The organism is Lactiplantibacillus sp. B652 (genome assembly GCF_023806745.1).
Classification (GTDB): Bacteria; Bacillota; Bacilli; order Lactobacillales; family Lactobacillaceae; genus Lactiplantibacillus; species Lactiplantibacillus pentosus.
In genome coordinates, this window is the sequence record NZ_JAMSKY010000011.1 from 1 (window position 1) to 18,803 (window position 18,803).

At 41.0% G+C, this 18,803-nt stretch carries 16 protein-coding genes; 1 reads left to right on the plus strand and 15 read right to left on the minus strand.

From position 1 onward, the window contains the following. Positions 1 to 191 precede the first annotated feature (191 nt). From MZO40_RS12850 to MZO40_RS12915, 14 genes are all read right to left on the minus strand, one after another. Positions 192 to 1,424 carry a hypothetical protein gene (locus MZO40_RS12850; protein ID WP_252133317.1) on the minus strand — a complete coding sequence of 411 codons (1,233 nt, stop codon included), beginning with the start codon at positions 1,422 to 1,424 and terminating at the stop codon, positions 192 to 194. Positions 1,425 to 1,461: 37 nt separating this feature from the next. Beyond that, a complete protein-coding gene (locus tag MZO40_RS12855; protein WP_105962134.1) occupies positions 1,462 to 2,520 on the minus strand; it encodes an acyltransferase in 1,059 nt (352 codons plus the stop codon). Beyond that, on the minus strand, positions 2,513 to 3,544 hold the full coding sequence (locus MZO40_RS12860) for a galactofuranosyltransferase (RefSeq protein ID WP_105962133.1): 1,032 nt from the start codon (positions 3,542 to 3,544) through the stop codon (positions 2,513 to 2,515). Before MZO40_RS12860 ends, MZO40_RS12855 begins: the two co-directional genes overlap by 8 nt. Before the next feature lie 24 nt (positions 3,545 to 3,568). Continuing rightward, positions 3,569 to 4,813, minus strand: a complete 1,245-nt coding sequence (locus tag MZO40_RS12865; RefSeq protein WP_105962132.1) for a hypothetical protein — start codon at positions 4,811 to 4,813, stop codon at positions 3,569 to 3,571. Further along, entirely contained in the window at positions 4,782 to 5,429 is a 648-nt protein-coding gene (locus MZO40_RS12870; RefSeq protein WP_252133318.1) for a hypothetical protein, read from the minus strand. Before MZO40_RS12870 ends, MZO40_RS12865 begins: the two co-directional genes overlap by 32 nt. A gap of 25 nt (positions 5,430 to 5,454) precedes the next feature. Continuing rightward, positions 5,455 to 6,564, minus strand: a complete 1,110-nt coding sequence (locus MZO40_RS12875; protein WP_105962130.1) for a hypothetical protein — start codon at positions 6,562 to 6,564, stop codon at positions 5,455 to 5,457. After that, positions 6,564 to 7,652 carry a glycosyltransferase gene (locus MZO40_RS12880; protein WP_252133319.1) on the minus strand — a complete coding sequence of 363 codons (1,089 nt, stop codon included), beginning with the start codon at positions 7,650 to 7,652 and terminating at the stop codon, positions 6,564 to 6,566. Before MZO40_RS12880 ends, MZO40_RS12875 begins: the two co-directional genes overlap by 1 nt. Next, entirely contained in the window at positions 7,649 to 8,758 is a 1,110-nt protein-coding gene (locus tag MZO40_RS12885) for a glycosyltransferase (protein ID WP_252133320.1), read from the minus strand. The genes MZO40_RS12880 and MZO40_RS12885 overlap by 4 nt, the downstream gene beginning before the upstream one ends. Then, on the minus strand, positions 8,758 to 9,822 hold the full coding sequence (locus MZO40_RS12890; RefSeq protein WP_105962127.1) for a glycosyltransferase: 1,065 nt from the start codon (positions 9,820 to 9,822) through the stop codon (positions 8,758 to 8,760). Before MZO40_RS12890 ends, MZO40_RS12885 begins: the two co-directional genes overlap by 1 nt. A 7-nt stretch (positions 9,823 to 9,829) precedes the next feature. Next, positions 9,830 to 10,957: a UDP-galactopyranose mutase gene (gene glf, locus MZO40_RS12895; RefSeq protein WP_105962126.1), complete on the minus strand. Its 1,128-nt coding sequence runs from the start codon at positions 10,955 to 10,957 to the stop codon at positions 9,830 to 9,832. Between the two features lie 149 nt (positions 10,958 to 11,106). Further along, positions 11,107 to 11,823 carry a D/L-lactic acid transporter LarD gene (gene larD / locus MZO40_RS12900; protein WP_003638198.1) on the minus strand — a complete coding sequence of 239 codons (717 nt, stop codon included), beginning with the start codon at positions 11,821 to 11,823 and terminating at the stop codon, positions 11,107 to 11,109. Between the two features lie 185 nt (positions 11,824 to 12,008). Continuing rightward, on the minus strand, positions 12,009 to 12,962 hold the full coding sequence (locus MZO40_RS12905) for a YihY/virulence factor BrkB family protein (protein ID WP_105962125.1): 954 nt from the start codon (positions 12,960 to 12,962) through the stop codon (positions 12,009 to 12,011). A gap of 340 nt (positions 12,963 to 13,302) precedes the next feature. Beyond that, a complete protein-coding gene (gene wecB / locus MZO40_RS12910; RefSeq protein ID WP_105962124.1) occupies positions 13,303 to 14,421 on the minus strand; it encodes a non-hydrolyzing UDP-N-acetylglucosamine 2-epimerase in 1,119 nt (372 codons plus the stop codon). 677 nt (positions 14,422 to 15,098) lie between these two features. Beyond that, on the minus strand, positions 15,099 to 16,277 hold the full coding sequence (locus MZO40_RS12915) for a serine hydrolase (protein WP_105921487.1): 1,179 nt from the start codon (positions 16,275 to 16,277) through the stop codon (positions 15,099 to 15,101). A gap of 262 nt (positions 16,278 to 16,539) precedes the next feature. Between MZO40_RS12915 and gdhA the strand changes: the two genes are divergently transcribed. Next, positions 16,540 to 17,895, plus strand: a complete 1,356-nt coding sequence (gene gdhA / locus MZO40_RS12920) for an NADP-specific glutamate dehydrogenase (RefSeq protein WP_252133322.1) — start codon at positions 16,540 to 16,542, stop codon at positions 17,893 to 17,895. Between the two features lie 134 nt (positions 17,896 to 18,029). Here gdhA and MZO40_RS12925 read toward each other — a convergent pair whose 3' ends face one another. After that, positions 18,030 to 18,593 (minus strand): hypothetical protein, encoded by a 564-nt coding sequence (locus tag MZO40_RS12925; RefSeq protein WP_003638192.1) that lies wholly within the window; start codon positions 18,591 to 18,593, stop codon positions 18,030 to 18,032. Positions 18,594 to 18,803: the final 210 nt, after the last annotated feature.

The window sequence follows — 18,803 nt, forward strand, 5'->3', positions numbered from 1 at the left end:
TTATCAGGTTTCAACGCACAAAATAAAGAAAGGAGCAGTGAGACACTGTAAACTTTATCGGTAAAAAACAGCATTTTTTAATCGGCAAAAAACGACATTTTCACATCGGCGTTGACAGAACACTCTTTTTGTTAGAAATAAGCGAAAATTTGGTGCCGTTCGACTCCTATTAAGTGATCTTGAGAGAAGTACTAGTATAAAAGCACTTTGGGATTGCTACTTATACTTAAATTTTTCCGATGAAAATAAAACACTTTTGTTTTTCTATCCGTTGACCAATAAACAACTTTTGATTTATTACCATTTCTGTACAAGAAGGCATAGATATTTTTTTTCGTTTTCAGACGTTTATAAAAACTATACCCGTGTAACTGCTTTAGCATATGATGAATATCTTTTCCGGAACTATTCAATGTTCCGTCTTTATTCTCAATTGACCAAGTGTGATCAGTCGAATCCGCAGTCCATAAAATAATCTGTTTAGCACCGAGGGCATCTAAGATTAATATTTCTCGCCTTAGATAGCTACTTTGCTGTTGTCGAGTGTAACTGCCATTAAAATTTTTGGGAGTGCCAAATCCTAGTTCTGTTGCCGATATATCTGAAGCTTTCGCTTTATTCAAAGCCCTAAAAAACTTCTTGTAATATCTATTTGTTAGTAGCTGTTCCGGTCGCCCATAAATGTATGGATGAAAGCTAACATGTTTATTCTTTAATGGTATACCTGCAAAAACAGATAATTCAAAAGAATCAATTGTTTGCTTACCCATAAAAGTATAATTTCCGGTTAAAAGTATGGGATTCTCGACATACTGCATCAAACAGCTACAGATATACTCATCTAGCTTAATGTAATCCTTCGCTTGTGTAAGCGAAACTGGTTGATTAAACCAATAATTACCTCCATAGTTCGCCTCATTCATATCCTCCCAAATGATATTTTCCTGGGCATAGTGTTTAATGGTATTCCTTACTACCAACCTGTAGTGCTTCTGAGCTACCTTATAATCTCCAAAATGATTGGTATGCGACATTCCATCAACCGCATTATTATCTCCTAGAGCAAAGAAAGAAAATATTGGTGTAATATGCTCATCCTTACATTTTTCTAATATATAATCCAACATCTGATTATTCAATTTAGTATTATTGAATGACCCCACAGAGACTCTCAAATAGCTCGGTGAAAATTGCTTGATACCTACAAAGTCTTGATCCACCATTGCCTTAAATGTCTCATAATTACTATTGGAGGCAGTAATCTGCCACGACCAATAATTCACACCTATTTTTTTATTAATAGGTGTATCTTGTTTTTTTAGTGTTCCAATTTGAGAGTGTTGTACAAGTAGTAATCCAATGCCTAAAACGAATACAACAAATACAAATATGACAGTAATTATTGTAATCTTTTTTTTATTCAAGAAAAATTCTCCCGCTACATACATTCTTGTCAACACATTATAGATACTTTTTTACAGGTGGTATCAATCTCACGACATTTATCGTGAGTGCTGCTAAAACAATAACTACTACCACCCAAATCCAACATGCAATAAAAGATCCTACTAATGGTAATAACCATGTAAATACTGGCAACAGTAAGATTCTGTACATCTCTTCTAACAAATAGACTCCAAGAACAGTTGGTGCAAAAAAATTAATGAATAAATGTCGCTTCTTTGAATTTAACTTTTGTTCATGGTTCTGAAAAAACAGAAAAATTGCTCCAGCTGGCAATGTGGTAAACAACATGAAAAAAGTCTGAGAGCTTTGTTCGGTCAAAACATGCGTTAATCGAAACTGATACAATACCATAGCAATAGTTATAACCAGCCCTAAAAGGGCCAATATCCACACGGTTCGTACTATTGACTTATTACCCGCTATATCAGGCCTACGAACATGCAAGTAATACCCTAAAAGCATATAAAAAATTGCATCGGTTGATACGAAAGGAATACTCAGGTCTACTGACCCCATTCTAAAAATATATTGCATTATAGGTAGTATACCTGTTAAAACCAATTGCAAATATATTAAGTATTTGAATTCTTGATCTGACAATTTAGTAGCTAACGCACGTAAAAACGGCAGCATAATCAGAGCGGCTAGATAAGTATACAGAATCCAATAAGGGATTTCCATAGGGGCAGCATATATATATCTGAAAAAGCCAAGTAACGTAAAGCTCTTCCAGTTATTGTAATACTGTAAATCAAATAAATATCTAATGAACGAAAAGACAATAACAATAACTGTATATCTAAGTATTCTCTTTTTCCAAAGCACTCCCAAGCTTTCCTTTTTATTCAATAACAGAGCCCCAGATACCATGAATAGTAAAGGAACTGCAACTTTACAAACTAATGAAACAAGCAGATAAAAATAGAATAATGGACTATTCATTTTCTGAGAAAATAAAAAGAAACCTCTGGTATTAGTGTGGTTAAAGACAACGAATATGATAGCAAATATCTTTATACAATCTAAGTAATAGTACCTTCTAGTGTTAGCCATGATAATTCTCCAGAATGATTGACTGATTCTTCAACAACTTGGTAAAAGCTTCTCTAATATACAATCCCTGTTGCATTCTTTGTGCAACAACCCGTGCATTTTCTGTGTATATTTGATACTGATGATCTGTAACGCCACTTATTATGTCACCTAATTCATCAAGTGATGATACGGAAAGTCCTAAATTATTCTTTTGAACCCAATCACTCATTGCAGAATCATCCCAAACAATTACCGGTAAACCGCTTCGAATATATAACGATACTTTATGTGGATTATTAATTTTTAGATATTCACCATAAACACCAGAACATGTTGTAATACTATCTCCATCCCAGGCCAACCCGTATCCCGAAGCAAATTGCTCACTTAGTTGTTCAGGCGAATATATCCCCTTATAAGCTAAGACTGCAGAGTATTTTTGGGGATTTGGACCATAGATATGATATTTGACATCTGTGCTTGTTATTTTTGTTAAAAAGGAGGACTTTGCAAGATTACCCGCAAAATTCACTACATTACCCGATTTGCGCTGGATTGGAACACTAAAATCAGATAAATAATCAAATGCACCCAATACTTCACTCGGAATCGTCAGACCATGTTCGATTAGCCAGGACTTCATTTTCGTATTATGCACAATTAGAAAGTCAAATCCATTCAACAAATTAATTTCTGCATTAATCGCGTCCTCATGATTGACATCAATGCGTAACGACTCAATATCATGAACAATTGCCATCATCTTAACATTTGGCCTCTTGCCTGCTTCCCTCACTAGTTGCTTGGTAATAACTTTGGAGTAAAGCGGGTATTGCACTACAATTAATCCTTCATTCAGACCGTTGAATGCTTTCTTCCAAACTTTGATGGCATACAATACTCGCTCGACACGATTTGTTGGAATGATCAATGACAATTTTTCTAGCCCAGTCTTAAACAGAATTGTTTCAATATCCTGTTTTGCCTTACTACCAGCATTATTATTTTTTTCCAATTTTGTAGAAACTAAGTAACCCTTCATAACCGATACTCCTTGTATTTTCTCTTACCATTCTTTTAACTCTGCATACCTAACATATGACATTTCATTTTTATGTTCTGATGTTCTATTCATAAACTCAGCACAAATTCCAAGCAAAAATACATTATATTGTACTTCTAGTAAATGCTGATCAACAGCAGAAACAAGTAGAATTGAACACCAGACAAATATATATAATGCATCTTCAGCTTGGATACGGTGATACAGATTTACAGAAATAGCGCTAAGCGTAATCACCGTAAAAATTACACCATAGCAAAGAAGCATTCCAATATACGACGAATCAATAAAAAAATACGTGAGATTTCCAATTGAATTATTGAACATCTCGCTACTGGCTCCTCCCCACCCACTTTGAATGATATATTGACCAAACATTTTTATGCCATTGACCAGATATCCCTGATTTCCAAGTGCTAAACGATTAGTTAATAAACCGTTCAGTCGAACAAAAACTCCATTTTGGTAATTGAACGTAAATGTTAATACACACATCAAAAAGAATATGATTACTGGTGAAAAAAATAAATTTCGTACTGCATGCTTGTAAATCTTTCCGAGCTGCTTTTTCCTTTTTATCCTATTCTGGAAAGCGAATAGGATAGTTAAAAAGAATAACATCCCGATTCCAATCATATCTGCCTGAGTACTGGTCAAAATTGAAACTCCTAGAAACCCCACTCCAATAATACTCAAATCAATTAAATTTATCTTTTCTGCCCTTAAATACACGTATGCACACAACAAGTAGAAAATATGCGAAGCAAAGTCCGTTGGATAAATTGTACCCATGGCATATCGTACATTTCCGGCATCAGAAAAGACCAGATTGGTCGTAAAACCGGTCAGAGTAGACAGATACGCAATGACTAATATCGGCACAACAATCTTCAAATAGCCTTTGATAATTTTCTTAAAAGGAATTTCTGAGCAACCAAGAATCAATAATACCGTTGGGATAATTCCATGTAATCCTGATGTATGAGCTGCAATTAGAGTCACAAAAACGGTTGTAAAAATTAATACGGCACGAATATTGGTTATTCGATCTAAAAAAAATATTTTACTAACTAATAGTATGCTAGCTATACCAGTTAATCCACTCAAAAAAATTCCAGGAATATATGAGGTTAGTACAGTAGTCTGAACTGTCCGAGTGACTAACAACATAACAAATGATATCCAAAAAACTAACCTAGACACCTTAACTCTATTCTTAATTTCTCTTTGATTCACTGTGCTCGTCATGCTGTACCTTTAATCCTCCAAATTCTATGCCAAGCGATACCATACCCATTATAAAGATTCCCACGATACCACTATAGAAAATCACATTTGTATTTCCATGCTGTACTGAGTATCCTGGAATGATTTTGAATGACGCGTTCATCGATTCATCAGCATCCTTAATTCTCAGTTTTATTACATGTGCCATTGCCCGAACGCCATATCGTGATAGTTCTTTGGATGACGAGATGCAATTAATAGTCAATGATTGTCCATCAGCGGCAACTTCAGAGCCAAACATTTGTCCTAGATCCACATTGTTTATCCAAACACCATACTTATAGTGCAAGGAATCGTTGACTGCCTGGATAGTATCATATGACTTCACAACTACTGAATATTTAGAAAGATCATTCAACTCCGTTTTTTTTTGCTTAATATAAGCTTGTTTAGACATGCTCTTCGATCTTGAGTGATATGCTTGCAACGCCACACTTGATTTGTATACAGGTTTCGATCCAAACTGCCTTAGCCCCGCACCAAATAGTAAACCGCCAAAAAGTCCAATTGCGAGCAGCCACCACCATCTTCTCAAAAAAGCAATCCTATCTGAAAAAAAGAACAATTTCGATTTCAACTTATTCAACCCTCAATCCACACTGTCATCGTACAGAAAAGTCATGTGTAGTAAAGTCTATATCTGCCTTTTTTTGCTTTGAAAAACTGCTGTTATTTTTCAAGAACGCACGATACATCATACCATCAGAAAATCCTGTTTTTCGATCAACCAATGTATAGCACATTAATAACCTATTTTTTATACTAATAATTTGTGCTGCTTGATAAGAATAGCGCTTACTAGTTAATACTACTCCACTCTGCTTCCAATTATCTAAGGATGTTGTTGATTTAAGTACCTTAACGTGCCCCTGACTATCGGTACCAGTCAAGTAATACGTATTATCTTGGTAACTAACTGAAACATCCACCAACCTAGCCGGTAGGCTTGAAGCTGCAATCCTATTCCACTTTGATTTCACAGTACCATCTTTGGTATTAATCCGTGCATAGTATACCCTATTTTTTTTGTTCTTATTTGTATTACCCAATATCAGCATATAAGTCTTTCCCTTAGCAGAGAAAACATGTTGTTTCTTGATTCTTCCCTTATTGAAGTGAGAACTCCATCTCAAAGTCTTCCAGTTCTTGAAATCGTTTGTATACATTGCTTCCTTACCAAAATACACATATAGCTCATGTCCATTCCATAGTGGTGTGGTATTACGCATCTGAACATTTGGATAATCAATGTTCAACCTTTGCCAACTAGTACCATTACTACTGGTCAATATTCTTAATCGTGCAACAGAAGAGGAACTGTAGTTAGCTTTTTGGCTACCACCTAGACTCGTTGTACTTAATTCTTGTGCCATACTTAGTATCAAGTGACTCTTATTCAGAGTATTTGTCACATCTTTAAGATTCAGATTTGAGTTATACTTAAGGGTTAAATTTTGATTATTTCTGGTAAAGTTGCTTGGCAAATCAACGCTGTTAGTTAAGTCATAATCCTGTATTTGGGGATTAAAATCATAATTGTGTAGAAATTTTCCAGCTAAAATGATTGGTGAGTTAATTAGTGTTCCATTTCTATCCACCTGTTTTACTTTTATTACAGTATCTTGACCTGTTCCAATTAGATATGTATAACTACCATATGCAATTAGCGCCATAAAAATGCCAGCAATCATTAAATTAATTTTCTTTTTCATTATCTAATTCCCTGATTTGACTGTCCGAATATTTCAGTTAGTGCCATAACAAAGTGATTATCATATTCTTGACTTGAAAACTTATCAGTAGTGCGCATGATTTTATCAACATCTTCAAAAGAATCTAACCGATTCCTTAATATCGTTAGCTTCTTTGTAAAATCTTGGACATTGTTCTGTGTGAATAAATATCCATTTTTACCATTAACTACCTCATCCTCTGGACCAGTCGCACAATCACTTGTAACTACGGGAATTCCACGCTGGAGGGCTTCTAGAATCACCATCGGAAGTCCTTCATAATTGGAAGTTAGCAGCAAAGCATCAACTGCATTCATCTGCGCCCACGGATCCGCCACCCAGCCTTGCCAAACAATTTTATCATCTAATTTTAGCTCTTTAGCGTACATTTTACACAGAGCTAAATCCTTCCCGTCACCAAAAAAATCCATTCGCCATGCAAATTTCAACTGGGCTAGCCCATCCAGCATAAACTTTAAGTTTTTTTGGCCTATATAATCAATTCTTCCAACATATACAAACCTAACTTCATCAGTTTTTGACCTTCTGACCACCTGATCCACATGTTGAATAGGATTGTAAATCAGATATATTTTGTGTTCATCAATTCCAGCGCTTATCAACTGCTTTTTTATACCAGAACTAATTGCAAAATGTGCGTCGGCATATTTGAGGAGTTTAGGCTTTGAGAAACTCGTACCAACCATCGTAAAATGTATCCAAGAAACTATTTTATAGTGTCTTTGAAAAAAGAAACGCATCACATATGCAATTAAAATTGATCTAACACCCAAAATCAATAATACATCTGCGCTACTTGATGCATAGAAGAAAAACTTTTGTAACAAGTTTTGAAGACGATTGTTCTTCGCTAAAGTTAACTTTTTTAGGCTTGGCGCGATGCTCCGTAACCAGCTCTGGTTCTGAACATAGTCTGGAGTAAATAATGAAAACTCTATTTTCGAATTTAATTTTGATGAGTTCAAAACGTGATTAATAACTGTTTCAGTACCACCTTGACCGGAAAGGTTGGGTGCAACTATAGTTACATTCAACTTATTACTCATTTATATATATCCTTTCCCTCCACCATTGTCTTAAAAACATCTTGCATCCCCAAAGCATCACTGCCGATACTTAGCCCCTTTAAAACAAATAGTTGTTCTGTTTGCTCTAAAGTATACTTGCTGCGTTGGAAGTTCCGATTTAAAATGACTTCCATCCAGTCATTTATATCCAACGACTCAAATTTAATATTTCCAGTGATATCAATAGCTCTGGGAACTTCCCGGCTCACAAGGCAAGGCAATCCATTGGCTTGAGCTTCAGCCGCAACAATTCCAAAGCTTTCATACAGTGAAGGAAAGATGAACTGATCGGCTGCTGAATAATAAGATCCAGTATCACTTTGAGATCCAACAAAATGCACGTATCTTTGTATTCCATTTTGTTCACAATATTCCTTCATACTTTCTAAGAGCGGACCAACCCCAACAGCAATCAAATGCACTGCTTCATGACTATCCTTCAATTTTTTTATAAGACGCATCGTGAATGGATAATTCTTTTGTTCTGTGAAAGACCCCACTTGGATTAATACTTTAGCTTCTTCTGGAATACCTAACGAGTCTCTGATTTTTGTCCTTTTACTCTGCGAAAATTCAAAGACCGAGCTATCAATTCCGTTCTTAATTACCAAAAACGGGCGTTTTCGATATAGCCACTCACCTGCTTCGATTCCCGCTGCAAAAGCATAGTCGTAATGCTTAGCAAAATATGGATATAGTAGTTCGTGTAAGATTGGATGTTCCGTCTTAACATTATGTGCGTGCACTACAGTCGTGACATCACACCTATGAGCTGCATATAGCTCTGCTGACATAGTTGCTGAGTTACCATGTACATACACAATATCATACTGATTTCTAATCATAATCTTTGAGAGCCATTTAATATATCTCAACGGATGGGAGTTTCGGCTTGGAAAAATATATACCTTGCCTCCCTGATCAACAATTTTATTCTTATAATCATCTTCGATATACTTATTTACAATAAAATCACATTGGACTACTTTGTGATCAAAATGAGTATAATAGTTCATCATCATCATCGACATACCATTTCTTTTAAATGGAATAGTATTTATCATTAGGACCTTAATCGTTTTCACTACTCCTTACTCTTTTGAACATGTATTCTGGCCCTGTAAAAAAGCACCGAAAAATGGGCCTTAACAAAAGAAATCACTTTGCCAATTGCTAATACTGTTTTCGCCATCCTAAGGCGATAAGGAATCATAAACAACCCAATCAATCCTTTGTTGCTCTTTCCTTTTTTAAAGGCTGATTGTGTGAGTGAATCTGCCAAAACCTTTTTAACGTAGCTCTTTTTTTGGCTAATATGCATATTATTATCTGCAATCTCCTGTGTTAACTGGATCATTCTTAACGCATAATAATTATAGACATACATCAAAATTGCTTTATCTGAAATTTTCCAATCATCGTACACAGCGAGAATATGCTTGAATTGCTGTATTCTATTCGCAAAAAGTTTTTCGTTGAAAACCTTTGTCGTTTCTGAACCGGGTCGGGAGCGGAAAAAATGGTATTCAGCAATATCTAATACACCCACACGTTCAATATTCCTGATTACTTCCATGTTAAAGTGTAAATCATCCCATTTCACCTGTGGAAATTCAAGATGATGATTTTTAAGGTAACTGGTCTTATACAGCTTATTCCATGGTACTGCAAGAAAAGTATTATTTAAATACTCATGCGCATGCAATCGAAAGTCATTTTGTGTTGTAAAGATACGCCTTGGCATTACATTTTTTACAGAGAAAGCTTTTCCCTTCTCATAATATTCGTTGACAAAACCAGCAATAGACAATTGTAATTGATGTTCTTCTGCAAATTCATACATCTTCTGCAGCATAGTTTTTTCCAGCCAGTCGTCCGGATCCAAAAAGTACAAATACTTCCCCTGAGCCCGTTTGATGCCCGTATTTCGGGCTGCTGCGGCTCCTGCATTAACCTGATGGAGTCCTATAATACGATTATCCTTTGCAGCAAAATCATCAATAATTGCCCCCGAAGCATCTGAAGAGCCATCATCAACTAAAATTACCTCAATATCCTTCAAAGTCTGTTTTAATATGCTTGAGACAGATTTCTCCAAGTATTCTTCTACGTTATATACCGGTGCTATCACTGTTATTTTGGGTTTCATTTATACACTACATTCCTTTTGATAATTCTGACTTTACACAGACCAACGCCGCATGAATCACTTGGTGCATATCGTAATAACGATACTGCCCTAAGCGCCCACCAAAAATCACATTGCCTTCTTGCTTTGCAAGCTCAGCATATTGCTTATACAACGTGTTATTGCGAGTGTTATTAACTGGGTAGTATGGTTCGTCTCCACGTTTCCAGTTGGCTGGGTATTCCCGGGTGATGACCGTCTTGCCTTTATCACCTTTACCAAATTCAAAATGCTTATGCTCAATGATCCGAGTATAAGGCGTTTCTGCATCCGTATAGTTGATTACGGCATTGCCTTGGTAGTTATCGACATCGCGTTCTTCAGTTTCAAAACGAAGGGAGCGGTATTCGAGTTCACCTAATTGATAATCGAAGTATTGGTCAATCATCCCAGTAAACACAATCTTTGGATAGTCAGCCAAGTACTGGTCCTTGTGGGCAAAGAAATCTACCCCAGTTTCAACATCAATTTCTGGGTGATCTAACATTTTTTCGACGATTTGAGTATACCCACCGATTGGAATTCCTTGATAAGTATCATTGAAGTAGTTGTTATCGTATGTGTAGCGAACTGGCAGTCGGCGAATAATAAATGCTGGTAAGTCGGTCGCCTTTTGCCCCCACTGCTTTTCGGTGTAGCCCTTAATCAATTTTTCGTAAATGTCAGTACCAATCAACGAAATTGCTTGTTCTTCAAGATTCTTAGGTTCACCACTTAACTGAGCAGCGTCTTTTTGTTCCTGAATTTTTGCTTGTGCTTCTGCAGGTGTCCGAACGCCCCACAGTTCACTAAACGTATTCATATTGAAGGGCAAGTTGTACATATGCCCTTTATAATTTGCAACTGGGCTGTTTGTATAACGATTAAATTCGGCAAATTGATTAACATACTCCCAAATTTGCTTATCAGAAGTATGGAAGATATGCGCACCATATTGGTGAACTTGAATCCCATCTACTTCTTTGGTGTAGATATTTCCAGCAATGTGATTACGCTTTTCAATCACCTTAACATGTTTGCCACGTAATGCTACTTCATGGGCAAAGACTGCGCCGAAAAGTCCAGCACCAACAACCAAATAATCATACTTACTCAATTTAATTTCCTCCAAGAATATAAAGTCTCATCATGTCATTATATCAAAAAAATTTTAATGTAAAAGGGTAATTGTTATATTATTGTATGAATACCGTTAAAAAAGCGACCATTCTTAGAATGGTCGCTTGAAATTATTTATATATTTATTTACCCAATCCCAAAGAACCCATGCATAAACAATGCGGCACAAGCTGCCCCAACAAATGGTGCAATGCCGGGTACGATGATCCCGTATTGCCAGTCGCTGTCAGCCTTGTTCTTGATTGGTAAGATGGCGTGGGCAATCCGTGGTCCCATGTCCCGGGCTAGGTTCATGGCGAAACCAGTAGGACCACCGAGTCCCATCCCAATGGCCCAGACTAAGAGCCCCACACCAATTGGAACGATTCCTGGCGTCTTCACTTCAGAAATAGCTAAAATTCCGGAAATAAAAATAAAGGTATCGAAGAATTCGACGAAGAAGTTCCGTGGTAAGTTACGCACAGCGGGTGCAGTTGAGAATAAGTTCCGAATCGTAATTGGTGAAATCTCATCAGCAGAAGCGGCAAAATGGTCGGCGTACATGATCCAAACGATCACAGCACCAACAACCCCACCCAAGACTTCCGCAACTGAATACGGGATGAAGACTGACCATGATAAGTTGCCCAACATGCATTGAGCCAAGACCATGGCTGGATTAATACAAACATTGCCGAAAATGAAGAGGGCAATCGTAATCCCAAAACCCCATGTGGTAATTGCGAAGATATGGCCGGAACCGCGGTACTTGGTCCCCTTTAAAACCTCACTACAATGTACACCGACACCAAAAATAATCATCAAGGCGGTTCCCATGAACTCTGCCAGAAGCTGATGAATCACTATCTTTCTCCTCCTGTGGCGTTATTACGCCTGTTTATTTTGAAATAGACGCCACTGGCTTTCAGAAAGCACCGGCACTTTTTTCACACGAACACCATTATACACAAAATCCGAATCGTTTAATATGTAAATCGCAAAAAGTTTTGATTTTACATGATTAACGATTCGGATTCAACTAATAAGTTCTAAGATTTCCGTGATTTATTTTTAGCTTTCGGTGACTTATTTTTGTTCCGCTTGAAAAATTGGTGGAAGATTCGGCGCATCACGCGAGGCGATTTCGGCTCGATTTTCTCTTCAAACCACTCCTGAACTGAGGCGTTGACCACCCCACCAAACATCAACAGGATCCCGGAGAAGTTGAGCCAAAACATCAGAACAATCAAACTCCCAATCGTCTGGTAACTCGTTATTCGTTTGGCGAACAATTCAATGTAGATTCGGAACCCTTGCGAGATCACGATCCAGCCAATCGTCGTCACCAGTGCCCCAATCCAGATATACCGCAATTTCACCTGGGCGTTCGGCACAAAGTAGTAAAGCAACATGGCAACTACGAACATGCCGACAAAGGTGATTAAGTTTTTATTCTCCAACAGCTGGTTGATCCAGTTCGGGATAATCGCCCGCGTCAGGTGCGTCAGGCTTAAGACCAAATCCAAGATGACCTGACTGAGCGTGAAGAAGATTGCCAGGCCGACAATCAACAGTAGTAAGCCGAGTGTTAGAAAGAAGGCGATGATCCGTGTCAGAATCGCCCCCTGCGCATCATCGACGCCATACGCTTCGTTTAAGCTCCGGCGAATCGCCGCAATAATCTTGGAAGCCGACCAAATCGTCACCAAAATCCCAATCGACAAACTACTACTACTGCCGCTCGACAAAAAGGAGACCAGAATCGGCTTGAAGGTTTGATAGACGTTGCTGGGAATCACTTCCTGCGCATACGCCAAAATCTGCCCACTTTTCAAATCAAACCGAGCAATCAAGTTCCCGGCAATCAAAATAATTGGCGCAATCGACATCAACGCGTAATAGGCCAACACGATGGCGTTATTACTAACATTGGCCTGATTGTACCGCCGAATGATGATTTCGAGACTCTTCGTAATTTTAGGGTACCGGGCTTTTAAATTCATTCATCCATCCTCAACGCTCACTTATAGTATCTCCAATTATACAATGGAATCTCGCTAGAAACACCTTTTATACTAAAACTGGCTGTTAATTGGTGCCCTGGTGTTTGAAAGCTAGACCAATCCTGGTACAGCTAGTCCAATCATGACGCACCGTTTCCACGCGATTGCGTGTGCCTGGACCACATTTGGCTGCACGTCGCAAAAAAATAACCGGTCGGACACCCCCACGGCATCCGGTTCCGGTTACGCTACTAATTTCACATCTTTTCAGGAGAAGTGAAAATTATTATCACTATGTCACCCAACATATTACACCGTTTATACAAAATTGCAACCGAAATTAATGTGTCCCAATCTTTTTTGTAATAGCCTGCAAAATATATTCGGCAGCGTGGCCATCCCCATATGGGTTAGCCGCATCCGCCATCCGCTGGTACTCAGCCTGATCATCCAACAGTTGCGTCATCGCAGCGGCAACTTTTTCACCATCAGTCCCGACTAACTTCAGGGTTCCGGCTTCAACACCTTCCGGCCGCTCAGTTGTATCACGCAAGACCAGCACGGGTTTGTTCAACGACGGTGCCTCTTCTTGCACCCCACCCGAATCAGTCATGATAAAGGTACTCCGCGCCGCCATGTTATGGAAATCAAGCACGTCAAGCGGGTCAATCAAGTGAATGCGCGCGGTGTTACCCAAGATGCGCTTCGCCACCGTTTGAACGGCTGGGCTCAAATGAACTGGGTAGACCACTTCAACATCTGGATGCGTCGCCACGACCCGTTTGATAGCAGTAAAGACGGCTTCCATCGGCGCACCCTGGTTCTCACGACGATGCATCGTCAGTAAAATCATCCGGTGTCCCGGCTGAATCAGGTCGAGGGCCGCGTGCTGGTAATCGGCTGAAACGGTCTGCTGCAAGGCATCAATGGCCGTATTCCCCGTCACCGTAATAGCCGCGTCTGGATGATGTTCCTTCAGCAAGTTCTGCCGACTCAGTTCCGTTGGCGCAAAATACATGTCAGCGAGCACATCCGTCAACTGGCGGTTCATCTCTTCGGGATACGGCGAATACTTCTGCCAGGTCCGCAAGCCAGCCTCAACGTGTCCGACTGGAATCTGGTGATAAAAGGCGCTGACACTGGCCGCAAAAGTTGTGGTCGTATCGCCGTGAACCAGCACAATATCCGGCTGCTCCGTGTCCATGATCGCATCTAATTTAGTGAGCACTCGACTGGTAATCCCCGCCAACGTTTGGTTGGGCTGCATAATATTCAAATCATAGTCGGGTGTGATGTGAAAAATCGCCAGCACTTGATCGAGCATCTCACGGTGTTGAGCGGTCACCACCGTCACTGGTTCAAATTGCGCTTGTTGCTGCAACTGCAAGACGATTGGCGCCATCTTGATTGCCTCTGGACGCGTCCCGAAAATCGTCATTACCTTAATTGGTTTTGTCATTAACTTTCACCTGCATCATTTAGTTTCTAGTCCCATGATAGCGTTTGTCACCCGGATTCGCCATCTTTTCACCGAAATGTTTAGTGATTGTTAATTGATTTGGACGTGTATTAGCTAAGCGGGGCTGGCTGGGAGTTAGATGGCTGATGGCATAATGAGCTGACTTTATACTTGGGTGCCAGTTTATGTACTCAGTAGACTGGCTTGATACTTGAGCGCCGGGTTACCTACTTCAGTGAACTGTCTCTGTATCTTGGCAAGCCAGGTTGCGTCTCACAGTTGACTTGATTTATCACCCTGAGTCCAAATTAAAACACACCCGCCTGCGCCTCGTCACAATGGTGGTTGTGACTGACAGGCCAAGTGGGTGTGTCGTTTTGCTTCATTAGAGTAGTTTGTTACTGCAATCCTATTTTGAATTGGGTACCGAATTTAAATCGTGGCTAACACGTGGATCGGATAACCTGTCTGTAGGTCTCATCGGTGATGCTCTGCCCAGCGCTAGAAATCAAGTTTTTTTCTGGTCGTGTAGACAATCCCCAGCTTCAATTTCACTTAGGACATCCTTGAGTACAAAATCAGGCTGCACCTCGGAAACCAGCAGACACCAGAATCCACATTCATCTCACACCAAGCCACTTCAGCTCCAGCTTCCGCTCAACCTAACCGCCCCGACTCTAAAATGGCACCGTCTTCAACAAAATATCGCGAATCTTGTAAGCAACTTGGTTATCGCCACCGAAGACGCCTTGATTTTCAAATAGCACCAGTGCGACCTTGGCGTTGCGGGAGCCCATATAATACGTGTGGAAATTATTGTCATTGCCACCGACCCGAATCACCTGGCCCGCTTGATAGTAGATCCCTGCGGAGTACTTGTACTGGAAGTTATCCGCTAGTGAGCGTAAGCCGGCCTGACCGACCAGTTGGCCACTCTGTAAGCCGTACATGAATTTGTAGTAGTCGCCGACACTCATATACAAACTACCACAGCCGAGTTCTGCGGATTGCAGTGGTTTGGAAATGATGCCGCCTTGTCCACTGCCGTTCGTCAAGCGATAGGACAACGGGTTAAGGACGTTACCTGGAATATCATTATATTCATAAGTGTGCTTTAATCCGAGTGGCCGAATGATGTCATTTTTGAGCGCCGTCTGATACGACTTGTGTGTCACCTTACGAATGACGCCGGCCAGTAACGTGAAATTCGCATTGGAGTAAGAATACGCGTGATTATTGGTCGAACGTAAATGTTGTAGCGTATAATTCAGGCGCGCCGTTTCCGTCGGTAAAATCGTCTTCGGTGTCAGTTCTGCCATACGAATGCCGGAACGGTGATCTAATAATTGCCGCATCGTGATTTGGTTGGCATACGGAATGTTCGGATAAAATTGGCTAAGTGGCGTGGTCATGCTCAACTTGCCTTGATTGATCAATTTCTGAATAATGGCACCCGTGACCGCCTTTTGTAAGGAGGCTAATGGATACACCTCATTTGCGGAATTCCGGACTTGGTTCGCATCATCTGCATACCCATACGTCCGAACGCGTACTCCCGCCGGCCCATTGGTGGTTAATAATAACGTGCCCATAATATGATGGCTTTTAATCAGCGCATCGATTTGTTTGATGGCCTGCGCTTCCGTGTACTGGCCTGGTTTTGGTTTCGGTTGCTGCTTAGTGACGTGTTTCTTTTTGGTAGCCGGTTTGATTTTCGACGCGGCCTGCTGCACTTTGATCGTCTTCGGCGTTTCCTGTTGCGCTCCTCGACCTAACTGCTGTGAACCCCACACGCCTAGACCAATCAACCCCAGTAAGATTGGTAAGGCGACTAATAACCAACGACGCTTGTTCATCGCAATCCCCCCCTTGCGCGTATCGTGGCTGGCAACTCCCCGCGAACCACGACTTTTGATTGCTTTTAGCATACGCGCAACCCCACCATTTTGCATTAAAACGCGAATTATTGTTAGTCCGCCGAACCAAAGTCCAAACGCTGATAAGACGCGATTTTTGACACAATCACCAAAAATTCATAAAAATTTAGTTGATTTAACTCGTGCAATTTCCGAACGTGACCAGTAGAATTAAGCATATAGTTAACTTATTCAAGGAAGGATGATCATATTGAGTCAAGCAACCGATTATATTCAACACGTCTATCAAGTTATTGAACACCGTGATCCGAACCAAACCGAATTTTTAGAGGCCATCAGCAACCTCTTCGAAACGATCACGCCCGTCTTGGAACAGCATCCAGAATATATTGAAGCAAATATCCTGGAACGGCTGACGGAACCAGAACGCATCATTCAGTTCCGGGTCCCTTGGCTCGATGATGCCGGCCACGCACGCGTCAACCGCGGCTTCCGGGTCCAATTCAACTCAGCGATTGGCCCTTACAAGGGTGGCTTGCGCTTGCATCCATCCGTTAACCTCAGTATCGTCAAGTTCTTAGGTTTCGAACAAATCTTCAAGAACGCCTTAACTGGCCTCCCAATCGGCGGTGGCAAAGGTGGTTCTGATTTCGATCCCAAGGGCAAGTCCGACAACGAAATCATGCGCTTTTGCCAAAGCTTCATGACCGAACTCAGCAAGTACATCGGCCTTGATACCGACGTTCCTGCTGGTGATATTGGTGTCGGTGGCCGTGAAATCGGCTTCTTATACGGCCAATACAAACGGTTACGGGGCGCTGACCGTGGCGTATTAACCGGCAAAGGCCTCAACTACGGTGGTTCACTTGCCCGGACCGAAGCCACTGGTTATGGTTTGGCCTACTACACCGATGAAATGTTGCAAGCCAACCAACTGTCATTCCCTGGTCAACGGGTCGCCATCTCTGGTGCTGGTAACGTCGCCATCTACGCGATTCAAAAAGTTGAACAACTCGGCGGCAAAGTCATCACTTGTTCCGACTCGAACGGTTACGTCGTTGATGAAAACGGCATCGACTTCAAAATCGTTAAGCAAATCAAGGAAGTTGAACGCGGCCGCATCAAGGAATACGCTGACCGTGTCGACACTGCCACCTACCACGAAGGTTCCGTTTGGGATGCCAAGTTAGCCTACGACATCGCGCTGCCTTGTGCCACTCAAAACGAAATTAACGGTGACCAAGCTAAGACGTTAATTGCCAATGGTGTTAAAGCCGTTGCTGAAGGGGCCAACATGCCAAGTCGTCCTGAAGCCATCGCGGCCTACAAAGCGGCCCACGTGCTTTACGGCCCAGCTAAGGCTGCCAATGCCGGTGGGGTTGCCGTCTCAGCACTTGAAATGAGCCAAAACAGCATGCGTTTAAGCTGGACTTTTGAAGAAGTCGACGACCGGTTGAAGCAAATCATGAAAGACATCTTTGCTCACTCGGTTGCTGCTGCCGACGCCTATGACGTTAGCGGTGACTACCTCAGTGGCGCTAACATTGCCGGCTTTACGCAAGTGGCTGATGCGATGGTCGCGCAGGGATTGGTTTAAAAATTTATCAACAAAAAAGCGGACTGGTTGTCCGCTTTTTGTTTGCATAAAAATTGCAACTAATTAATATTTGATTGCTAAATCTAGGTGCCAAACTCGTTGTTCAAGCGACGACTATCAAGATTGCTTACAAGCTAGACCTTATCAGCCGGATACCCCGTATGAGCCACCAACTGCGCATAAGTTTCGTGTAGTGTCACAGCTGCGACTCGCCAGCCAACTTTTAATAATGGAATTAATCGTAATGGATCTTCAACGGGCACATGATGCTCATGGGCGAATTTGCAGATGGCTGGGATCACTTCCATATCGGAATTGGCAAAGTAATAGTTGCCCGCATCCGTCAAAACGAAAATAGTCGCCCGAAATGCATGGCGTGGATCCATACCCGCGGTCGCGTGACACCGAATTGCCCCGATTTGAATACGCCGAACCTCACTCAGCGGCATTTCACCGAGATTACGGCCCTCAGGTGACCACAAGACGACCTTAGTTGGTGTCAATTCGACCATTGCGTACTTTTCACTTGAGGTCCCCGATAGCCGCCGTAGCCAGTTACGTTCCGGTTTGGGCTTCGGGTACTCCTGGCCTTGAATCTCAAAGTGAAACGGAACGACGCACTTTTGCGCCCGTTCAATTGCCCGGTAGTGCCCAGCAATTTGATGGTTTGTAAAAATAGATGCCATTGGTTTAAACATGACGCTCACCCCTCTCACCGCTAGTATACGCTTTCATTCTGTAAATCGCAGTAATTTCATCACGACAGTTTTCATTTTCTGTCGCACCGTTTGGAAGCGCATCCCATGGCGAATAATAAAAAAATGGTCACCAAATTACCCACGTAATCTAGTCACCACCGTTTGGTCCGCCGGTTCTTCTCAAATTATGTGTTCATTTACCATGCCCCT

Coding starts and splice junctions, on each gene's coding strand:
- MZO40_RS12855 (WP_105962134.1), bottom strand. CDS start 2,520: ATGGCTAACACTAGAAGGTACTATTACTTAGATTGTATAAAGATATTT.
- MZO40_RS12860 (WP_105962133.1), bottom strand. CDS start 3,544: ATGAAGGGTTACTTAGTTTCTACAAAATTGGAAAAAAATAATAATGCT.
- MZO40_RS12865 (WP_105962132.1), bottom strand. CDS start 4,813: ATGACGAGCACAGTGAATCAAAGAGAAATTAAGAATAGAGTTAAGGTG.
- MZO40_RS12875 (WP_105962130.1), bottom strand. CDS start 6,564: ATGAAAAAGAAAATTAATTTAATGATTGCTGGCATTTTTATGGCGCTA.
- MZO40_RS12880 (WP_252133319.1), bottom strand. CDS start 7,652: ATGAGTAATAAGTTGAATGTAACTATAGTTGCACCCAACCTTTCCGGT.
- MZO40_RS12890 (WP_105962127.1), bottom strand. CDS start 9,822: ATGAAACCCAAAATAACAGTGATAGCACCGGTATATAACGTAGAAGAA.
- MZO40_RS12905 (WP_105962125.1), bottom strand. CDS start 12,962: ATGAATTTAAAAGCCCGGTACCCTAAAATTACGAAGAGTCTCGAAATC.
- wecB (WP_105962124.1), bottom strand. CDS start 14,421: ATGACAAAACCAATTAAGGTAATGACGATTTTCGGGACGCGTCCAGAG.
- MZO40_RS12915 (WP_105921487.1), bottom strand. CDS start 16,277: ATGAACAAGCGTCGTTGGTTATTAGTCGCCTTACCAATCTTACTGGGG.
- gdhA (WP_252133322.1), top strand. CDS start 16,540: ATGATCATATTGAGTCAAGCAACCGATTATATTCAACACGTCTATCAA.
- MZO40_RS12925 (WP_003638192.1), bottom strand. CDS start 18,593: ATGTTTAAACCAATGGCATCTATTTTTACAAACCATCAAATTGCTGGG.